This window comes from Solidesulfovibrio sp. C21, assembly GCF_047785625.1.
Classification (GTDB): Bacteria; Desulfobacterota; Desulfovibrionia; order Desulfovibrionales; family Desulfovibrionaceae; genus Solidesulfovibrio.
On sequence record NZ_JBLODY010000077.1, the window covers coordinates 1 to 18406 of the forward strand.

The 18406-nt window shown below is 64.9% G+C and carries 16 protein-coding genes; 8 read left to right on the plus strand and 8 right to left on the minus strand.

What is annotated here, in order from left to right:
• Positions 1–325: 325 nt before the first annotated feature.
• Entirely contained in the window at positions 326–1603 is a 1278-nt protein-coding gene (locus ACMZ6R_RS17115) for an IMP cyclohydrolase (RefSeq protein WP_416113696.1), read from the minus strand.
• Positions 1604–1755: 152 nt separating this feature from the next.
• Between ACMZ6R_RS17115 and ACMZ6R_RS17120 the strand changes: the two genes are divergently transcribed.
• From ACMZ6R_RS17120 to ACMZ6R_RS17130, 3 genes are read left to right on the plus strand one after another with little or no spacing between them, the layout of a single operon-like run.
• Positions 1756–2121: a hypothetical protein gene (locus tag ACMZ6R_RS17120; protein WP_416113698.1), complete on the plus strand. Its 366-nt coding sequence runs from the start codon at positions 1756–1758 to the stop codon at positions 2119–2121.
• A 4-nt stretch (positions 2122–2125) separates the two neighbouring features.
• On the plus strand, positions 2126–3442 hold the full coding sequence (locus ACMZ6R_RS17125) for an adenylosuccinate synthase (protein ID WP_416113700.1): 1317 nt from the start codon (positions 2126–2128) through the stop codon (positions 3440–3442).
• 56 nt (positions 3443–3498) lie between these two features.
• On the plus strand, positions 3499–4371 hold the full coding sequence (locus tag ACMZ6R_RS17130; protein WP_416113702.1) for a DNA polymerase III subunit delta': 873 nt from the start codon (positions 3499–3501) through the stop codon (positions 4369–4371).
• Here ACMZ6R_RS17130 and ACMZ6R_RS17135 read toward each other — a convergent pair.
• The 7 genes from ACMZ6R_RS17135 to ACMZ6R_RS17165 all read right to left on the minus strand — a co-directional run bounded on the left by ACMZ6R_RS17135 (position 4310) and on the right by ACMZ6R_RS17165 (position 11474).
• Entirely contained in the window at positions 4310–6046 is a 1737-nt protein-coding gene (locus ACMZ6R_RS17135; protein ID WP_416113704.1) for a GDSL-type esterase/lipase family protein, read from the minus strand. The two genes, ACMZ6R_RS17130 and ACMZ6R_RS17135, sit on opposite strands and share 62 nt — an antisense overlap.
• A 137-nt stretch (positions 6047–6183) precedes the next feature.
• Positions 6184–6552 (minus strand): 4Fe-4S dicluster domain-containing protein, encoded by a 369-nt coding sequence (locus ACMZ6R_RS17140; protein WP_416113706.1) that lies wholly within the window; start codon positions 6550–6552, stop codon positions 6184–6186.
• Between the two features lie 16 nt (positions 6553–6568).
• Complete coding sequence (locus tag ACMZ6R_RS17145; RefSeq protein ID WP_416113708.1) at positions 6569–7795, minus strand: nickel-dependent hydrogenase large subunit; 1227 nt, start codon at positions 7793–7795, stop codon at positions 6569–6571.
• 12 nt (positions 7796–7807) lie between these two features.
• A complete protein-coding gene (locus ACMZ6R_RS17150) occupies positions 7808–8173 on the minus strand; it encodes an NADH-quinone oxidoreductase subunit C (RefSeq protein ID WP_416113710.1) in 366 nt (121 codons plus the stop codon).
• Positions 8174–8232: 59 nt separating this feature from the next.
• Positions 8233–8676 carry an NADH-quinone oxidoreductase subunit B family protein gene (locus tag ACMZ6R_RS17155; RefSeq protein ID WP_416113712.1) on the minus strand — a complete coding sequence of 148 codons (444 nt, stop codon included), beginning with the start codon at positions 8674–8676 and terminating at the stop codon, positions 8233–8235.
• 30 nt (positions 8677–8706) lie between these two features.
• The gene (locus tag ACMZ6R_RS17160; protein ID WP_416113714.1) at positions 8707–9558 is read right to left on the minus strand and encodes a respiratory chain complex I subunit 1 family protein; all 852 of its coding nucleotides are present in this window, start codon (positions 9556–9558) and stop codon (positions 8707–8709) included.
• Complete coding sequence (locus ACMZ6R_RS17165; RefSeq protein ID WP_416113716.1) at positions 9555–11474, minus strand: NADH-quinone oxidoreductase subunit L; 1920 nt, start codon at positions 11472–11474, stop codon at positions 9555–9557. Before ACMZ6R_RS17165 ends, ACMZ6R_RS17160 begins: the two co-directional genes overlap by 4 nt.
• Positions 11475–11994: 520 nt before the next feature.
• Between ACMZ6R_RS17165 and groES the strand changes: the two genes are divergently transcribed.
• From groES to ACMZ6R_RS17190, 5 genes are all read left to right on the plus strand, one after another.
• Entirely contained in the window at positions 11995–12285 is a 291-nt protein-coding gene (groES, locus tag ACMZ6R_RS17170; protein WP_416113718.1) for a co-chaperone GroES, read from the plus strand.
• A gap of 54 nt (positions 12286–12339) precedes the next feature.
• On the plus strand, positions 12340–13980 hold the full coding sequence (gene groL / locus ACMZ6R_RS17175) for a chaperonin GroEL (RefSeq protein ID WP_416113720.1): 1641 nt from the start codon (positions 12340–12342) through the stop codon (positions 13978–13980).
• Between the two features lie 143 nt (positions 13981–14123).
• Entirely contained in the window at positions 14124–14570 is a 447-nt protein-coding gene (locus ACMZ6R_RS17180) for a YidH family protein (RefSeq protein WP_416113722.1), read from the plus strand.
• Positions 14571–14595: 25 nt separating this feature from the next.
• On the plus strand, positions 14596–15663 hold the full coding sequence (locus ACMZ6R_RS17185; protein WP_416113724.1) for a histidine kinase: 1068 nt from the start codon (positions 14596–14598) through the stop codon (positions 15661–15663).
• Entirely contained in the window at positions 15660–18254 is a 2595-nt protein-coding gene (locus ACMZ6R_RS17190; protein ID WP_416113726.1) for a cobyric acid synthase, read from the plus strand. Before ACMZ6R_RS17185 ends, ACMZ6R_RS17190 begins: the two co-directional genes overlap by 4 nt.
• Positions 18255–18406: the final 152 nt, after the last annotated feature.

Genomic DNA, 18406 nt, shown 5'->3' on the forward strand with positions numbered 1-18406 from the left:
TCCCTCCCCCGGACCCCCACCCTCCCCAAAAACTCTTAATAAACGATGAGACCCTCTCCGCGCGTTTCTTCCATGCGGCGCTTCGCCGCCGGCGTGGTTGTCGCCGCAATCGCGTCCGGCGTCGAGGGGCTTTAGCCCCTCGTGCCGCCGGGCCGATTGCGGCGACAAACGTTCGAGCCTCCGCTTCCCTGCCGCACACCCGCTTCGCCAAAGCCGAATCGGGGGGTCCGGGGGGCCCGTGGCCTCCCGGCGGGTCCAGGGCAGCGCCCTGGCAGGGTCCGGGGCAGCGCCCCGGCTCGCGGCTCGCGGCTCCCGGCTCCCGCCGCTAGTGCCGAAACGACCGCTGGCCGGTGAAAACCATGGCCACTTGCGGCGAGGCCTCGTTGCAGGCGGCGACGACTTCGGGGTCGCGGATGGAGCCGCCGGGCTGGGCGATGGCGGTCACGCCCGCGCCGATGCACAGGTCCACGCCGTCGCGGAAGGGGAAAAAGCCGTCGGACACCAGCACCGAGCCGATAAGCCCACCATTCGTGGCTTCGGTGCGCTTTTCGATATCCTCGAGAAGTTTGGCCGCCTCGGGATCGGTCTTGGCCTTGAGCTTCAACTCGTAGAGCGACATTTTGCAGGCGGCGAAGGCCAGTCCGTCGGCGTACTTGGTCTTGGCCTTGTGAATGGTGATTTCCACCACGCCGACGCGGTCCTGCTCGCCGGTGCCGATGCCCACCGTCGCGCCGTTTTTGACGAAGATGACGGAATTGGAGGTCACACCGGACTCCACGGCCCAGGCGAAAAGCAGGTCTTCGGCCTCGGCCGGGCTCGGGGCCCGGGCGGTGACGGTGGTGCCGGCCTTGTCGGTCGCCGTGGCCGGCAGGAAGTCCCCGGCGGCAAGGATGCGGTTGCGGAAGGAGAACTGAAGCACCATGCCGCCGTCGGCCAGGCATTTGACGTCGAGAAACGGCTGGCCCACAAGCTTTTCCAGCTGGGCCAGACCGGGCAGCTTGAAGATGCGCAGGTTCTTTTTGGACTTGAGTATTTCCAACGCCTTGGGCTCGTAGTCCGGAGCGGCCACCACTTCGAAATAGACGGCGTTGATTTTTTCCGCCGTGGCCACATCGAGGGTGCGGTTGACCACGATGGCCCCGCCGAAAGCGGCGATGCGGTCCGCGTGGAAGGCGGCCTCGAAAGCCGGGCACAGTCCGTCGTCGGACCAGGCCGCCCCGCAGGGATTATTGTGCTTTAAGATGACGGCGGCGGGCTTTCGGGTCAGGTACTGAAGGATGTTGACCCCGTTGTCCACGTCGGTCAGGTTGGTCTTGCCGGGATGTTTGCCCGATTGCAGCAGGTGCTCTTCGGTGGCGGCGCAGACGAGCCCGTCGCCGGGGCCCCGGAAGGTCACGCCGCCAAGGGTCAGCCGACCCTCGGTCGGTGCGTAGAGGGCGGCCGGCTGATCGGGATTTTCCCCGTAACGCAGGCCCTTTTCCTGGCCGTCGATGGTCCAGGTCCTTTTGGCGAAAGTCAGTTCGGCATCGCCCAGGCGAATGACCAGTTCGGCCGGAAAAGGGTCCTCCACCATGGTGGTGTACATTTTCTTCAAGTCGCTCATATCGTGGCCGCTCCTTGCGCGTTATCTGCGAGCGCATGCCTAGCACAGCCGGGAAGCGGCGGCAAATTGCATTTGGAAGGCCCGGCCAATTCTGCTACGAAGGCCTGTCCGCCCGGTAAGGGCGGCCGCATTTCGGGGTTAGAGGTACGATCGTGGAACAGGTTCTCTTGAAATTGGCCCGGCAGCTTCGCGCTTTCGACGAGGCCTCGCTCATGGCCCTTTGGGACAAATACGCCGAGGCGGTGAGCCACTTCGAACCGTCGCAGCGTTGGGAAGAGTCGGTCCTGGTCCTGGCCATGATCCAGGGGATGCGTTTCAAAAACCAGCTATTCAACCATCATTGGGCCGAAGGCCGCCAGCCCGGGCACCAGCCCGAGCCGGCCACGGCCGAGGCCGTGCCCACCGTCGCCACGCCCGGCGCTCCCGCCGCGACGCCGCAGACGGACACGACGCCCGCCGCCAAGCCGCGCCGGGGCAAGGTTCTGGAATTTCGACCCAAGGATGCAGGGGAGTCTTAAGGATATGGCCGAGCAGCGCAACCAGCAGGCCTCCGGCACCGGCCGGGGCATCGTCATTCACGGCGCGCAGTGGGGAGACGAGGGCAAGGGCAAGATCGTCGACCTGCTCACCGAATCCGCCAAGGCCGTAGTCCGCTTCCAGGGCGGCAACAACGCCGGCCACACCTTGGTCGTCGGCGGCGAGAAAACCATCGTCCATCTCATGCCCTCGGGCATCCTCCATCCCGGCACCGTCTGCCTCATCGGCAACGGCGTGGTGCTGGACCCCGAGGTGCTGTGCCGCGAAATGGACACCCTGGGCGAAAAAGGCGTGCACGTCACCCCCGAGCGACTGGTCATCTCCAAAAAGACCCAGATCATCATGCCCTACCACCGGCTGCTCGACGGCGCGCGCGAAACCCTTCGCGCCGGGAGCAAGATCGGCACCACCGGCCGCGGCATCGGCCCCTGCTACGAGGACAAGATGGCCCGCATCGGCATCCGCGCCGGCGACTTCGCCGACCCGGAACTGCTGGCCAAAAAGATCGCCCAGGCCCTGATCGAAAAAAACACGCTTTTCACCAAGCTCTACGACATGCCCGCCCTGGACCCCGGCGTGGTGGCCGAAGGACTGGCCCCGGTGGCGGGGCGCCTGCTGCCTTACCTCGGCGACGTGTCCACGGTCATCCAGAAGACCCTGGCCGCCGGCGGCGACGTGCTCTTCGAAGGCGCGCAGGGCACCCACCTGGACATCGACCACGGCACCTACCCCTTCGTCACCTCGTCCAATACCGTGGCCGGACAGGCCGCCGCCGGCAGCGGCTGCTCGACCGCCGTCCTCGGCCGCGTCGTGGCCGTGGTCAAAGCCTACACCACCCGCGTGGGCTCCGGCCCCTTCCCCACCGAGCTCTTCGGCACCATCGGCGACTACCTCCAGGAAAAAGGCGGCGAATACGGGGCCACCACCGGGCGCAAGCGCCGCTGCGGCTGGCTGGACCTGGCGCTGTTGCGCGAATCCGCCCGCCTGTCCGGCCCCACCGACATCGCGCTGACCAAGCTCGACGTCCTAAGCGGCCTCTACGAAGTCAAACTCTGCATCGGCTACCGCTACAAAGGCAAAATCCACGAGTATCCGCCCCAGGAAGAAGGCGCCCTCGAACACGTGGAGCCGATATACGAAACCATGCCCGGCTGGGAAGAGGACATCTCCGGCATCACCGCCTGGGAAGACCTGCCCCTGGCCGCCCGCGAATACGTGTCGCGCATCGAACAGTCGCTCAAAACCACCTGTTCCATCATCTCCGTCGGCCCCGACCGCCGGCAGACGATCATCAGAGGGTAGGCGAAGCGCCGCCCCGGCGGGCGGGGAAAAGCCCCCGCCCGCCATGACATCCCACCATGTCCATACCCACATCCGCATCCGCCTTCGGCGTCACCGAGCGCCAAGCCCACGTGCTGGTCGGCGTCGACGCCCTGGCGCGGGCCATGCCCCAGGCGGTGATCCTCGAGGGCGGTTCGGCCGGGGAGCGGGCGGCCGTGGCGCTCTACCTGGCGGCGCGGCTCAACTGCGAGGCGGCCCTGCCGCCGTGCGGGGTTTGCGCCACCTGCCGGCAGATCCTGGACAAGGTTTTTTTGGATTTACAGTATTTCGACGGCGCGGCCGAGACGATCAAGGTGGACGCCATGCGCGAGGTGCGCCGGCTGGTAGGCGAGCCGCCGCGCGGACCGGGCAGGCGTGTGATCATCCTGGCCGAGGCGCAAGGACTCACCGAGGAGGCGGCCAATGCGCTTTTAAAGGCCATGGAGGAGCCGCGCCCGGGCAATGTGTTCGTGCTGCTGACGCCCCAGCGCGAGCGGCTGTTTCTGACGCTGGTGTCACGGTCGTTCACGCTGACGTTGGCCTGGCCGGACACGGCCGTGCCCTTGCCGGCCGGCGGTGAGGACGACCCGTGGCCGCTTCTGGATGCGCTCCATGGGTTCTGGCGTAGCGGCCGGGGCTGGTTTCCGGCGAACAAGGGACGGCCGTCGCGGCTTTGCGCCGAGCGGGTGGTCACGGAGCTTTCGCGGGAGCTGGCGGCGTTTTTTTCCGGACGCGCCGACACGGACCTGGCCGATCTGCTGTCCGGCTGCCGGGACCCGGACATTCCCCGCCGGCTGGACCTGCTGCTCTCGGAATGCCAGGAAGCGTTGGTGCTTTCGCCGACGCCGGTCAATCCGGCGTTGGTGCTCGACCGGTTGGCGACGCGCGCCTATCTGTGGCTGCGCGGCTGACCGTCTCCGAAGAAGAATCCCCGGCCGGATAGCAGACGACCTCGAAGCGCCGCCACGGCGGGTCGAGGGATTCCGCGAATATCCGCGCTTCGTTACGCAGGTCCAACTTAAGATAGACCTCGCGCGCGGGTTTTTCCCGCAAATCGATTTCAGCCAATCGGCTCGTCTCAAAAGATTCAGGCGCGGCCACATCCTTTTCCGAAGCGAATTGCAGCGTGGTGTAGCCGGCGTCGCGACGCGACCAGGAAAGCTGGACGTACCCATTGACCGGTGGCGCGAGTTTTCGAAAAAACGTCACGGACACTTGCGCCAGGGGCTTTTCCGATTCCACCCGCAGGAGGAGTGTGCCGTTGGGACGGCGCATGACGTCCGGTTGCAGGCCGGTTATCCGGTTGCGGCCATGTCCGATATCGATGGTCCAGGGCACGAGGTTGTCACAACGCGCGGCAGTGATATGCACAGGGCCGTTTTGAGCCGGCAGAACGCCCTGGGGACCGAACTTCAGGCGCAGACGGACCGGATCGGCGTAATCAAACGCCTGCTGCGCCGAGGAGATCGTCACGTCCGGACCATCGGCGGATCGCGTCACCTGGATGGCTTTGGCCACGGCCGTGGCCATCACGGTGTTGCCGCCGGCATTGAGATGCCCGTTTCGCGGCAGGAGGTAATAACGATCGACCGCCTCCCCGGACATGGCGCGCAGTTGACGGGCCATATCGATGACAGGGATGCCGTTTTCCCGACAAAACGGCACCAGGGCCAATGCCGGCTGATCGAGGTCCTCCCGGACCTGGGCCGCATCCGGGGCCAGGACGAAAAGAAACCGGGCGCCCGTGGCCTCGACCGCATCGCGCAGGGCCAGGAGCCCTCGGCGATAATTATCCCACAGCCGTGAACGGGCAATAACGGGATCGGCCGTCAGCAGGCGGCGACGATTCCCGATCAAGGCGAGTTCCGCGTCGGTCGGACGCACGTGGTACGCGACGAATTGTCCCGTTTCGGCTCGCGAGGGGCCCGAGGGAGGAAGGCCGCTTTGGATGAACCGCGCCACCTCCGTGAAGTTTCGCTTGAACCACCTGTTGAGGCCGCGCTCCACGGCCTCACGCCCGGTTGCCTGCTCCAACGGATTGTACCGGCCGCCCTGGCGGACCAGCAGATCCTCGCGGAAAAACGAGCCGGCCATTGCTTCAAGATCGTTGATGAAAAACTGGACAACCACGATGTCTGGCCTGAGCTTCGAACCTTTTTCGCGGAAATACGACAGTTCATCGAAGATGTCGTAAAATGGCACCCCGGCGTTTACGACCTGGACGTTGCGCCGGGGCAATCGCCGCCGCAACAAGGCCTCGAGAATCGCGGGATACGTTGCGGCGTCGTCGACGCCGACGCCGTAGGTAAACGAGTCCCCCAGGCACAGCACGCGCAAGGCACCGGCCGGCTTGACGGCCGTGACCGATTCCTGCCCCCGAAATCCCTGGGCATTGGTGGTCACCGTGTAGGGCAGTCCCGCGATTTCACGCTCCGTCACCCGAAGCCGGGGCTCCATATCGCCAAGGACATTGGCATAGCCGCGCGGCTCGACCCGGACGGCAGGGTGGGAACCGGTGAAAGCCCAATAAAGGAGGATGGCAAAATGCGAACTCAGGCACAGGCAAAAGACGAGAGAACCGGCCAAGGAAATCAAACGCCTCGCCCCCCATGGAGCTCTGTCGTTAAGCATGCCGCCGCATAGCGGGCTTTCGAGGAAATGACAAACGCCCGCCATCGGGAAACCGATGGCGGGCGTTTACGCTTGTGATCAGGCGGTTGCCGCTATTCGGTCGCGGCCTCTTCCTTTTTCTTTTTCTTGGGCACGCCCTGCAGGAAGATCGTCTCGTGCTCGGTGGTCACGGGACGATGCTCCTTGGTCATGGACAGGCAGCTTGTGGGGCAAACGTCCACGCAGATGCCGCAGTAGATGCAGGCCATGGGATCACAGGCCCAGGTCCCGGCCTTGTTGTCCACGGTGATGCACTGGGACGGGCACTTGATCATGCAGGTGCGGCAGAAGATGCACTCGTCGATGTTGTTGACGAGGGTGCCGCGGAACCCCTCGAAATGGCCCCGCACGGTAAACGGATACAGTCGCGTGGAGCTTTTGGTCAGCAGGTTGGCGACAACGTTTTTGGTCATGTTGAACATGGAACGCGCTCCTTTTTTACCGTTCGGTGCAGCTGATGCAGGGGTCGATGGACAGCACGATGACCGGCACGTCGGCCAGTTCGCACCCCGGCAGCATGGCCAGAAGCGGCGGGATGTTGGCGAACGTCGGAGTGCGGATGCGCACACGGTCCATGTATTTGGAACCATTGGCCTTGAGGTAGTACAGCAGTTCGCCGCGCGGCTGTTCCACGCGGGTGACGGCCTCGCCGTCGGGCTTGCCCTTGACCTTGACGGACACCAGTCCGCTGGGGAGGTCGAGGTTTGGCGGCGGCGCGGCCACGGTGCGACGGCGCTTGTCGCGTTTGTAGGCCTGCATCATGTCGCCGCGTTCGCCGGAGACGGGCTGCGGCGTATCGTCGTCCATAGCGCCTTCGATGTTGGTCGCGGTCTCGCCGGCGGGCATGCGGGCGATGGCCAGGCGCACGATGTCGATGGACTGGAGCGTCTCCCGGAAGCGCACGGCCGAGCGGGCGTAGGAGTCGCCGTCGTATTCGACGATGGGGTCGAAGCCGAGCTCGTCAAAGGCGGCGTAACCGGTCTGCCGGGCGTCCTGGGCCCAGCCCGAACCGCGCAGGGTCGGGCCGGCCGCGCCGAGTTGATAGGCCTGCTCCTTGGTCAGCACGCCCTTGCCCACGGTACGCTTTTTCACGGTGTAGTCGTTTAAGATGGTGCTCGTCAGCTGCTTGAGCTCCTTTTCGGAGATGGCCAGCTGCTGTTCGATCCACTGGCACTGCTCGGGGCTGAGGTCGCGGCGCGTGCCGCCGATGACATTGACCGAAACCACCACGCGGTTGCCGCAGGTGGCCTCCATGATGTCCATGATGCGCTCGCGAACGCGCCAGAACTGCATGAAAAGGCTCTCGAAGCCGAAGGCGTCGGCGAAAAGGCCAAGCCACAGCAGGTGGGAGTGCATCCGATGCAGCTCGCCCCAGATGGTGCGCAGGTATTTGGCGCGACGCGGCACCTCGATGCCCATGATCTTCTCGATTCCTTCACAATAGCACACGGCGTGCAGGCAGGAGCAGATGCCGCACACGCGCTCGACGATCTGGATCATCTGGTTGAAATCACGGATCTCGCACAGCTTTTCCAGGCCGCGGTGGACGTAGCCCAGGGTCGGCAGGGCCTCGACCACGGTCTCGTCCTCGATGGTGAGCTTCAAGTGCAGGGGTTCCGGCAAAACCGGATGCTGCGGTCCGAAAGGCAGTATGGTACGGGCCATAGGATTCCCTCTTTAGCTCTGTTTTTGAGCCACGCTGACCTTGCAAAAGGGCATGGCGCGCACTTCTTTTTCAAGGTACAGGGCTCCACCGAAATCGAGCGCGATGTCGCTGAAGCAGATGCCGAACTGGTCGCGGATCTCGTTTTCCACGAGCAAGGCGCAGAAGTAGACCGGCGAGACACTCGGAACCACGGTGCCTTTCGGGATGGACAGCCGGTAATGCTTCATTACCAGGTCCTTGTCGTAGTGATAGATGATGTCGAAGCTGTCGTCGCCGGTCTGCACGGCGGACATGGTGACGAACCGCCAGCCGTCGTCGAAGCATTCCTTGGCGACGCCCCGCACGGCGTCACAGGTAACGGGTATGGTTTCCAGCACGGTCGTATCCTCGGATACGGGGCGATCGCACGCCCCGGTTGCATCGTTCGAACAGCGCCTTACGCGGTCATGCCGAGCATGTTCTTGACCTTCTCCAACGCGGCCACGACGCCGTCGATGATGGCCTCGGGGCGGGCCGGGCAGCCCGGGACGTAGACGTCCACCGGGATGACCTTGTCCACGCCGCCGACCACGTTGTAGGCCTCGCGGAACACGCCGCCCGTACAGCCGCAGGCGCCGATGGCGATGACGGCCTTGGGTCCGGGCATCTGGTCGTAGATGTTTTGAAGCACGTGCTTGTTGCGTTGGTTGACGGTGCCGGTCACCAGCAGCACGTCGGCGTGCTTGGGGTTGCCGACGTTTATGATGCCGAAGCGTTCGATATCGTACAGGGGCGTCAGACAGGCCAGCGTTTCGATGTCGCAGCCGTTGCAGCTGCCGCAGTCGAAGTGGACCACCCACGGGGACTTGATGCGTCCTTTATTGATCATGTTGCCGAACATGGATGCGCTCTCTTTGCTGATGGGTCGTGTTTATTGGGCGTAAAGCCACAGCATGTTGATCACGGTCAGGACCACGCCCACGCCCACGGCGGACTTGAGCATCCAGCGCCAGGTCAGGCGGGCCGTGACGTTGTCCACGATGATCTCGGCCAGATAGGTCAGAGCCACCAGGATGATCATGCCGACGACGCTCGTCGACCAAAAAAGCGCGCACAGTCCGAGAATCAGGATCACTTCGTACCAGTGGGCGATTTCAATCATGGCCAGATAGGGGCCGGAGTACTCGGTGTACACGCCGCGCACCAGTTCCTGGTGGGCGTGATGGCAGGCCGAGATGTCGAAGGGCGATTTGCGCAGCTTGATGGTGAGCGCATAGCCCAGCACAATAAACATCAGCGGGATGTCATAGAGCAGGGGATGGTCGAGGGCGAACACGGCGCTGACCTTGAAGCTGCCGGTGACCATGGCGATGGCCGCGAAGACGAGGATCAGCAGCGGCTCGTAGGCCAGCATCTGGAGCAGCTCGCGCTGGCCGCCCACCTGGCTGTAGGGCGAGGGGGAGGCAAGCGCGCCCATGACCAGGAACACCGCGCCGACCGTCAGGACGAAGAAGATGAGCAGCAGATCGGAGCCCATAAAGAGCAGCATCACGGACAGGGCCGCGCCGGCCACGTAGACGTAGGCGCAGATGACCTGCCAGGTGTTGGTGACCATGGGCTCCTTGCCGAGCAGTTTGAACACGTCATAGAGCGGCTGGAGGATGGGAGGCCCGTACCGGGACTGCAGCCAGGCGGTGACGCGCCGGTCCACGCCGGAGATCAACGCGCCGGCGATGGGAGCCAGAACAAGGGCCGCAAGAGCGATGATGATTTTGATGATCACAGGGCGCCTCCGAAAAGCATGATCACGAGCACGGCCAGTGCGACCACGTTGATCCACTTGGACAGCACGGCCTCGCCGAAGAACTGGTCAAGGTAGTAGTTGCTGGCGGTGGCGGCCACGGGTAGGCCCAGGGGGCCGAGGAAGCCGGGCTTGCCGTCGATCTTGATCTGCTCGCCGCACATGTAGGGCGCCGCGACCTCGGCAGCGGTCACCTTGCGCGCCTGCTTGACGGCGAAGTAGAGGCCCAGGCCAAGAAGGATAAACAGCGGATAGATGATGAACACGCCCGTTGGCGAATCCAGGTTGCCCAGATGCACGACGTAGGCCACGTCATGGTAGTACATGGCCACCACCGGCACCACCAGGCCGGTGTAGATCAGCGGGGAGAGAAGGCTCGCCCCGAGGGCCATGGCGGCCAGGATGACAAGCGGCAGGCGCACGGAGGGAAGCTGGACCTCGGGCTTGGGCCGGCCGAAGGGCACGGACAGCATGGTGCCGGCCCAGCGGGCCCAGAAGAGCACGGTGAGCGCCGAGCCCAGAACCAGCATGATCATGATCAGGAACTGGCCCGTGGCGGACTCGATGGCCATCCACTTGGCCATGAGCATGCCGAAAGGCGGCAGCATCAGGGTCGCGATGGCCAGGATCATGATCAGCGTCGTGCGGGGCATGACGCCATAGAGCCCGCGCATATCCTCGATGTCGCGCGAACCGATCTTCTGCTCCACCGTGCCCACGCACAAAAAGAGCAGTGCCTTGGAGATGGCGTGGAAGATGATGAGCAGGATGGCGGCGGTGATGGCCGCCGGGGTGTTGATGCCGGCGCAGGCGATGATCAGCCCCAGGTTGGAGATCGTCGAATAGGCCAGGATCTTTTTGCCGTTGGATTGGCCGACGGCCAGGGCGGCCATGCCCAGGAAGACCACCGCGCCAAAGAGCGCGATGAAGTTGCTCAAGTAGGTTCCGACGTAGATCGGGGCCAGGCGCACGATGAGGTACACGCCGGCCTTGACCATGGTCGAGGAGTGCAGCAACGCCGAAACCGGGGTCGGGGCGACCATGGCGCCGGTCAGCCAGCTCTGGAACGGGGCCTGGGCGGCCTTGGTCATGCCGGCGAAGACCAGCAGGAACATGGGCACCAGGATGGCGCCGCCGGCCACGGCCAGTTCCGGCCCGCGGGCCAGGAGGTCCTGGAGCGACAGGGTGCCGGTGGTCTGCTGCAAGACGATGAGCGCGAAGAGGAAGGCCGCGCCGCCGAGCACGTTCATCCACAGGGCACGCTCGGCGTTCTTGCGGGCGATCTCGGTGTCGTCATGGCCGATGAGCATGAACGAACACAGGGTGGTGCACTCCCAGAAGAAGTACATCCACAGCAGGTTGTTGGCCAAAACCAGGCCGTTCATGGCGCCCAGGAACAGCACGATGAAGAAGAAAAACCGCGGCTGCCTGGACTTGGCCAGATGCAGGTGCTCCTCGTGCTCCTTCATATAGCCGATGCCGTAGATGGCGATCAGCGAGCCGATGATGGAGACGATGCACACCATGATCAGGCTCAGGTCGTCGGCGAAAAAGGCCGGCGTCTTCCCATGGCCGTGGACCATGAAGAAGTCGAGCCAGAAAAGCCCGACGATCTGGGCGGCGGTGAGCCAGATGATGATCTGGTTCTTGCGTTTGAGACCCACAAACAGCACCACGAAGAGTATGACGAAGTCGCCAAGAGTGACGAGGGAGTCATACAGTGGGGCCGGCGACAGGATGAATGCTCCGCCGCGCAGCATGGCCACGGAGGCGAGGATGAGCACCCCCCCCATAACCACCAGGATGACCTTGCGCACGTTTTGCTCACGCAAAACGAGCAACATGGCTGCGACCAAAAATGGCAGCAGCACCGTCGCAAACACCAACGTGTCGAGCATAGGCACCTCGGAAAAAAGTTTAGGGACCGCCATGGACTTAACGCTCAGCCCCCGCCGCGAGGCTTAAGCTATCCACAAGCATTTCGGCCGCCTGCTTTGGAAAAACTCTAGGCCCCATGAGGAAGAGCGTCAAGTTTAGGCGTCTTATAAGAAATTGCCACCCTGCGCAACAGCGTGATCTGTTTCACAAGGGTCCTTTTCCAGAAAAAAAGCCCAGGCTACACAGGCTTGGGCCTTCCCATCACAATTCCCTTGGCCCCTGCCTTGTCGGGCCTCGGGCGCGGCGGTTCACTGCATGTGCGCGTCCAGGAAGTCCAACCCCTTAAGGCGGCGACGGGGTTGCGCGCTGCAACGGACGGGGCGACCTCTTTTTTTGCCCCGCAACTCGTTTTTTTTCACTCCCGCCCCTTGCCTTTCGCCGTGATGTGGTTAGATACATTTCCGCCCGCCGCTAGCACTCGGACCAAGCGAGTGCCAGCGGCGGGTCCAACTTGCCAAACACTACTGGAGGTCATTAGGTATGAAGCTCAAACCCTTAGGCGATCGCGTGCTTGTCAAACGGCTGGAACAGGAGGAAGTCACGAAGGGTGGCATCATCATCCCCGACTCCGCCAAGGAAAAGCCCATGAAAGGCGAGGTCATCGCCGTCGGTCCGGGCAAGCTCGACGACAAGGGCTCCCACATGAAGATGCATGTCGAAAAGGGCAATCTGGTCCTTTTCAACAAGTACGCCGGCACCGAGATCAAGATCGACGACGACGAGCTCCTCGTGATGCGCGAGGACGACATCCTGGCCGTCATCGAGGCCTAAGGCCGATTGATCCCCATCTTCCGAATTTCCATTCTTAATTGAAGGAGAGCATACATGGCTGCCAAAGAGATTCTGTTCGATTCCAAAGCGCGCGAAAAGCTGAAACACGGTGTTGACAAGCTGGCCAACGCCGTAAAGGTCACCCTGGGACCCAAGGGCCGCAACGTGGTCATCGAGAAGTCCTTCGGCTCCCCGATCATCACCAAGGACGGCGTGACCGTGGCCAAGGAAGTCGAGCTTGAGGACAAGTTCGAGAACATGGGCGCCCAGATGGTCAAGGAAGTCGCTTCCAAGACCTCCGACATCGCCGGCGACGGCACCACCACCGCCACCATCCTGGCCCAGGCCATTTTCACCGAGGGCGTCAAGCTCGTGGCCGCCGGCCGCAATCCCATGGCCATCAAGCGCGGCATCGACAAGGCGGTCGCCTCCGTCGTCGCCGAGCTCGAGACCCTGGCCAAGCCCACCCGCGACCAGAAGGAAATCGCCCAGGTCGGCACGATTTCCGCCAACTCCGACGCCACCATCGGCAACATCATCGCCGAGGCCATGAACAAGGTCGGCAAGGAAGGCGTCATCACCGTCGAGGAAGCCAAGGGCATGGAAACCACCCTTGACGTCGTCGAAGGCATGCAGTTCGACCGCGGCTATCTCTCCCCCTACTTCGTCACCGATCCCGAGCGGATGGTTTGCGAGCTCGACGAGCCGCTGATCCTCATCAACGAGAAGAAGATCGCCGCCATGAAGGACCTGCTGCCCGTTCTCGAGCAGGTCGCCAAGATGTCCCGTCCCCTGCTGATCGTGGCCGAGGACATCGAGGGTGAGGCGCTGGCCACCCTGGTCGTCAACAAGCTGCGCGGCACCCTGCAGGTTTGCGCCGTCAAGGCCCCGGGCTTCGGCGACCGCCGCAAGGCCATGCTGGAAGACATCGCCATCCTGACCGGCGGCCAGCCCGTCTCCGAGGACCTCGGCGTCAAGCTGGAAAACATCACCCTGGTCGACCTCGGCAAGGCCAAGCGCGTGCTCGTCGACAAGGAAAACACCACCATCATCGACGGCTCCGGCGACGCCGACAAGATCAAGGCCCGGGTCAAGCAGATCCGCGCCCAGATCGATGAGACCACCTCCAGCTACGACAAGGAAAAGCTCCAGGAGCGCCTGGCCAAGATCGTCGGCGGCGTTGCTGTCATCAATGTCGGCGCGGCCACCGAGACCGAGATGAAAGAGAAGAAGGCCCGCGTCGAAGACGCCCTGAACGCCACCCGCGCGGCCGTCGAGGAAGGCATCGTGCCTGGCGGCGGCGTTGCGCTCGTGCGCTGCGTGAAAAACCTGCCCGACCTCAAGCCGGCCGACGACGACGAGCGTGCCGGCATCGATATCGTGCTGCGGGCCATCGAGGAGCCGCTGCGCCAGATCGCCGGAAATGCCGGCTTCGAGGGCTCCATCGTCGTGGCCAAGGTGCGTGACGGCAAGGAAGGCTTCGGCTTCAACGCCGCTACCGGCGAGTACGAGGACCTGATCAAGGCCGGCGTCATCGACCCCAAAAAGGTCACCCGCATCGCCCTGCAGAACTCCTCCTCCGTGGCCGGCCTGCTCCTGACCACCGAAGCGGCCATCTGCGAAAAGCCCGAGCCCAAGAAAGATATGCCCCCGATGCCCGGCGGCGGCATGGGCGGCATGGGCGGCATGTACTAGACCGACCGCTTCCACTTCGTTACCGCCAAGGGGGCCGGACATCCGTCCGGCTCCCTTTTTTTCGCCCCGGCAAGGCCGGTGCCCGCGTTGACCGGCCGCCCCGGCCGCGCTATCTGATGGCAGCCTCAAACCAAGGAGACTCCATGCCGGAATCCGCGCCCAAGGCCGACACGGTCCACGACGCCCCGCCCTACGACCTCAACAATCCCCAGGTGCTTCTGGCCTGGCAGCGCAACCACCTGGCCAACGAACGCACCTTCCTGGCCTGGTGCCGCACGGGGTTGGCCCTTTTCGGCTTCAGCTTCGTCATCGAGCGCTTCGACTTCTTCATCCGGCAGATCCAAAACGTGCCCATGTTCGCCGGCATGGCCCAGAAACACTTCCACACCGAGGCCATAACCCTTTCCACCTTCGCCGTGGGCGTGCTGGTCATGGTCGTGGCCACCTGGCGTTTCTGGTACATCCGGCGTTGCATCAACAAGGGGGCCAAGACCTTTTCCGTCACCCCGGACATCATTTTCACCGTGGCCGTGGTCGGTATCATCATCGGCCTTTTTTCCGTATTCTGGCATCTGATCGTCCAAAAATGACGCGCCCCAAACCGGAGGCTGCCCTATGCGCCCTGCCATGGGTCTTTTCCCCGTCTGGATACTTGTCGTCCTGCTGGCCGCCCTGCCCGCCCGGGCGGCCGACACCAAGCCCCTGGCCAGGGCCGTGATCCTGGAGGCCGCCGGCCGGCTCGACAGCCAGCTTGCGGCCGTTGCCGGCAGTGCCAGGGCCCTTGGCGCTGCCTATGCCGCCGTGTGGCGCGACACCCCGGCCCCGCCGCCGGAACTGCGGGCCAAATTCCTGCAAAGCTATGCCGTCAAGGACGGCGTGGTGGCCTTTCGCGACGTCACAGGGCCGTGCGGAGCCGATCCGCAAGCCATGGCCCCCTGCCAGGCCCTGCTGTTCTACGACGGGGAAAACTTCACCGACGAGACCTTCCGAACCCTTGCGGCCATGGCCAGACTGGCCCCGGCCATGGCCGCCGCCCATGACGCCCTGCCCTTTTCCTGGGTCTACCTGACAACGCCCGGCCAGAACTTCGCCATCTACCCCTACCTGCCCCTCTCCCGCGCCCTGGAAAACTACCAGCCCACCCGGAAAGGCTTCTACACGGCCGCCGATTTCGAGAAGAAGGCCTGCGGCTGGGAATCGCCCTACCTCGATCTGGCCGGGGCCGGCATGATGGTCACAGCCTCGTGTCCGATCTACGACGGCGACAGGCTGCTCGGCGTGGCTTCGCGCGACGTGACCCTGGCCCAGTTGTCCAAGGACGTCATGGCCGATCTGGCCGCCATTCCCGGCGCCCAGGCCATCCTCATGAACCGGCGCGGCAAGGCCATCGCGGCAAGCGACCCCAAGGTGGCGGATTGCATCGTCTCCGAGAACGCCAAGGCCGGCGACGCGGTGGTCTACTTCCGGGCCGACCGGGGGCTGGCGGCCCTTGGCAAGGAGAAAAACGTGGAAAGCCCCGAGCGCGGGCTCAACGACGCGGCCGAAGCGGTCATCGAGCGGGCCGAAACGCAACGCCAATGGCCCATCGAACTCTCCAGGGCCAAGGACACGGTGCTGGCCGCGCGACTCAACACCACAGGCTGGTATCTGGTGCTGGTGTTGCCCCACAAGGTGGCCCGATGAGCGAGTCCTTTCCCCACGGCGGCAACCTCCGCGCCCTGGCCGAGGCCGCCGGGCGCAATCCGGCCGACATCCTCGACGCCTCGGCCAGCATCAATCCGCTCGGCCCGCCGCCCTGGCTGCGCCAGGTCATAAGCGCCGCCACGGGCGAGCTTGTCCATTACCCGGACCCGGACGCGACCGAGCTCATCGCGGCGGCCTGCGAACGCTACGGCGCGCCGGCCTCCCATTTCGTGGCCGGCGGCGGCACGAGCGAGATCCTCTACGCCCTGCCCCGCGCGACCGGCCTGGCCCGGGCCGTGATCCCCACGCCCTGCTACGCCGACTACGCCACGGCCGCCCACAAGTCCGGCATGGACATCCGCCGGGTGCCGGCCGTGGAATTCGACGACTTCGCCGTCCACCTCGACCGGATGGAAGGCGTGTTGCGCTCGCCCTCCCTGGTCATCCTCGGCAGCCCCGGCAACCCCACCGGAAAGGTCATCCCCGCCCCGGACATCGTGGACATGGCCTCGCGCCATCCCCAGTGCCTGTTCCTGGTGGACGAAGCCTTCGCCGACTTCGTGCCCGGCTTTGCCTCGCTTGCCGGCGCGGACCGGCCGTACAACGTGGCCGTGCTGCTGTCGCTGACCAAATCCTTCGCCATCCCCGGACTGCGCCTGGGGCTCCTCGCCGCCAGCCCCGACCTGGCCGGCTGGGTACGCAGCAAGCTGCCGCCCTGGTCGGTCAACACCCTGGCCCAGGCCGTGGGCGCGCGGGGACTGGCCGATACCGGCTACCTGGAAGCGACCCGGCAGGCCCTGCCCGGCCTGCGCGGGCGCCTTGCCGACGGACTCACGAAGCTCGGCTTTTCGGTCCTGCCCGGCGCGGCCAATTTCCTGCTGGCCCGGCTGCCGGCCGAAGCGTCCCCCTCGGGCGAGGTCTGCCGCCGGGTTTTGGCCGGGCACGGCGTGGCGCTTCGCGACTGCGCCAACTTTCATGCCCTGTCCGACCGCTTCATCCGGGTGGCCGTGCGCCGGGAGGACGAAACCGACCGCATCCTGGCCGCCCTGGCCGGGGTGCTCGATTCCCCCCTGGCCCCGTCCTTCGCCCCCAGGCGCAGGACGCCGGCGCTGATGATCCAGGGAACGGCCTCCAATGCCGGCAAATCCGTGCTCTGCGCCGGGTTGTGCCGGCTACTTGCCCGCCGGGGACTGCGGGTCGCTCCGTTCAAGTCCCAGAACATGTCGCTCAATTCCGGGGTCACTGCCGACGGGCTGGAGATGGGCCGGGCCCAGATCGTCCAGGCCAGGGCCTGCCGCCTTGCCCCGGACGTACGCATGAACCCGGTGCTCTTAAAGCCCACCTCCGACGTCGGTTCCCAGGTCATTGTCCTTGGCAAGCCCGTCGGCGTCATGCGAGTGGGCGAATACATCAAGTATAAGCCCCAGGCCTTCGCCGCGGCCAGGGACGCCTACGACGCGCTTGCCGCGGATGTGGACGTGATGGTGCTGGAGGGGGCCGGCAGCCCGGCCGAAGTGAATCTGCAGGCCCACGACATGGTCAACATGGCCATGGCCGCCCATGCCGGGGCGAAGGTCCTGCTCGCGGCGGACATCGACCGGGGCGGGGCCTACGCGGCGCTGCTCGGCACCATGGAGTGCCTGGCCGAAGCGGACCGCGCCCGGGTGGTCGGCTACCTGCTCAACCGCTTCCGGGGCGACCCGTCGCTGCTCGCCCCGGCCAACACCTTTTTGCGCCGGGCCACGGGCAGGGATGTCGTCGGCGTCGTGCCCTGGATCGAGAACCTCGGCCTGCCGGAAGAGGATTCCGTCACCTTCAAGGACGGGGGGACGCTCCCGACCGCGCCGCCGGACGATCCCGACCGCCTCGACATCGCGGTCGTGGATTTGCCGCGCGTGTCCAACTTCACCGACCTGGACGCCCTGGCCGTGGAACCGGACGTCCACCTCCGCCGGGTGCGCGGCGCAAGCGAGCTGGGACGGCCGGACGCCGTGATCCTGCCCGGCAGCAAGAACACCCTGGCCGATCTGGCCTGGCTTGGCGAAACGGGGCTGGCCGCGGCGATCACCGCTCTGGCCGGAGAAGGGACGACGGAAGTCGTGGGGATCTGCGCCGGCCTGCAAATGCTCGGCACGGCCGTGGCCGATCCGCTGGGACTCGAATCGGGCAGAGCGCGGGAGGAAGGGCTGGGACTCCTTGGGATCAGCACGGAACTGGCGGCCGCCAAGACCCTGGCCGCCACCCGGGCCGTGCACGCGGATTCAAAGCTGGCGCTTCGCGGCTACGAAATCCACCACGGCCTGACCGTGCCCGACAACGCCACCCCGCCCCGCATCGCCGTGACCCGCGAAGACGGCTCACCCATGGGCTATGCCCGGCCGGACGGGCGCGTCTGGGGGGCGTATCTGCACGGCATCTTCGACGCCGATGCCTTCCGCCGCCATTTCCTCAATGCCCTGCGCGCACGCCGAAACCTCGCCCCCATCGCCAACAGCACGCCCTATGACCTGGAACCGGCCCTCGACCGGCTGGCCGACGTGTTGGAGGCCCACCTCGACCTCCCCGCGTTGCTGCGCAGGGTTGGTCTGTAAGGATCGATGAAAATGGAACCGGGGGAAACCTTTCTTGCAGAAAGGTTCTCCCCCCGGGCCCCCTTTCCAAAGACTCTTAACAGTTACGCGGCATCACAGTCTATCCAGCTGTAACCGTTAAAAGTTTTTGGGAGGGGAGAGCGCGAGAGGGG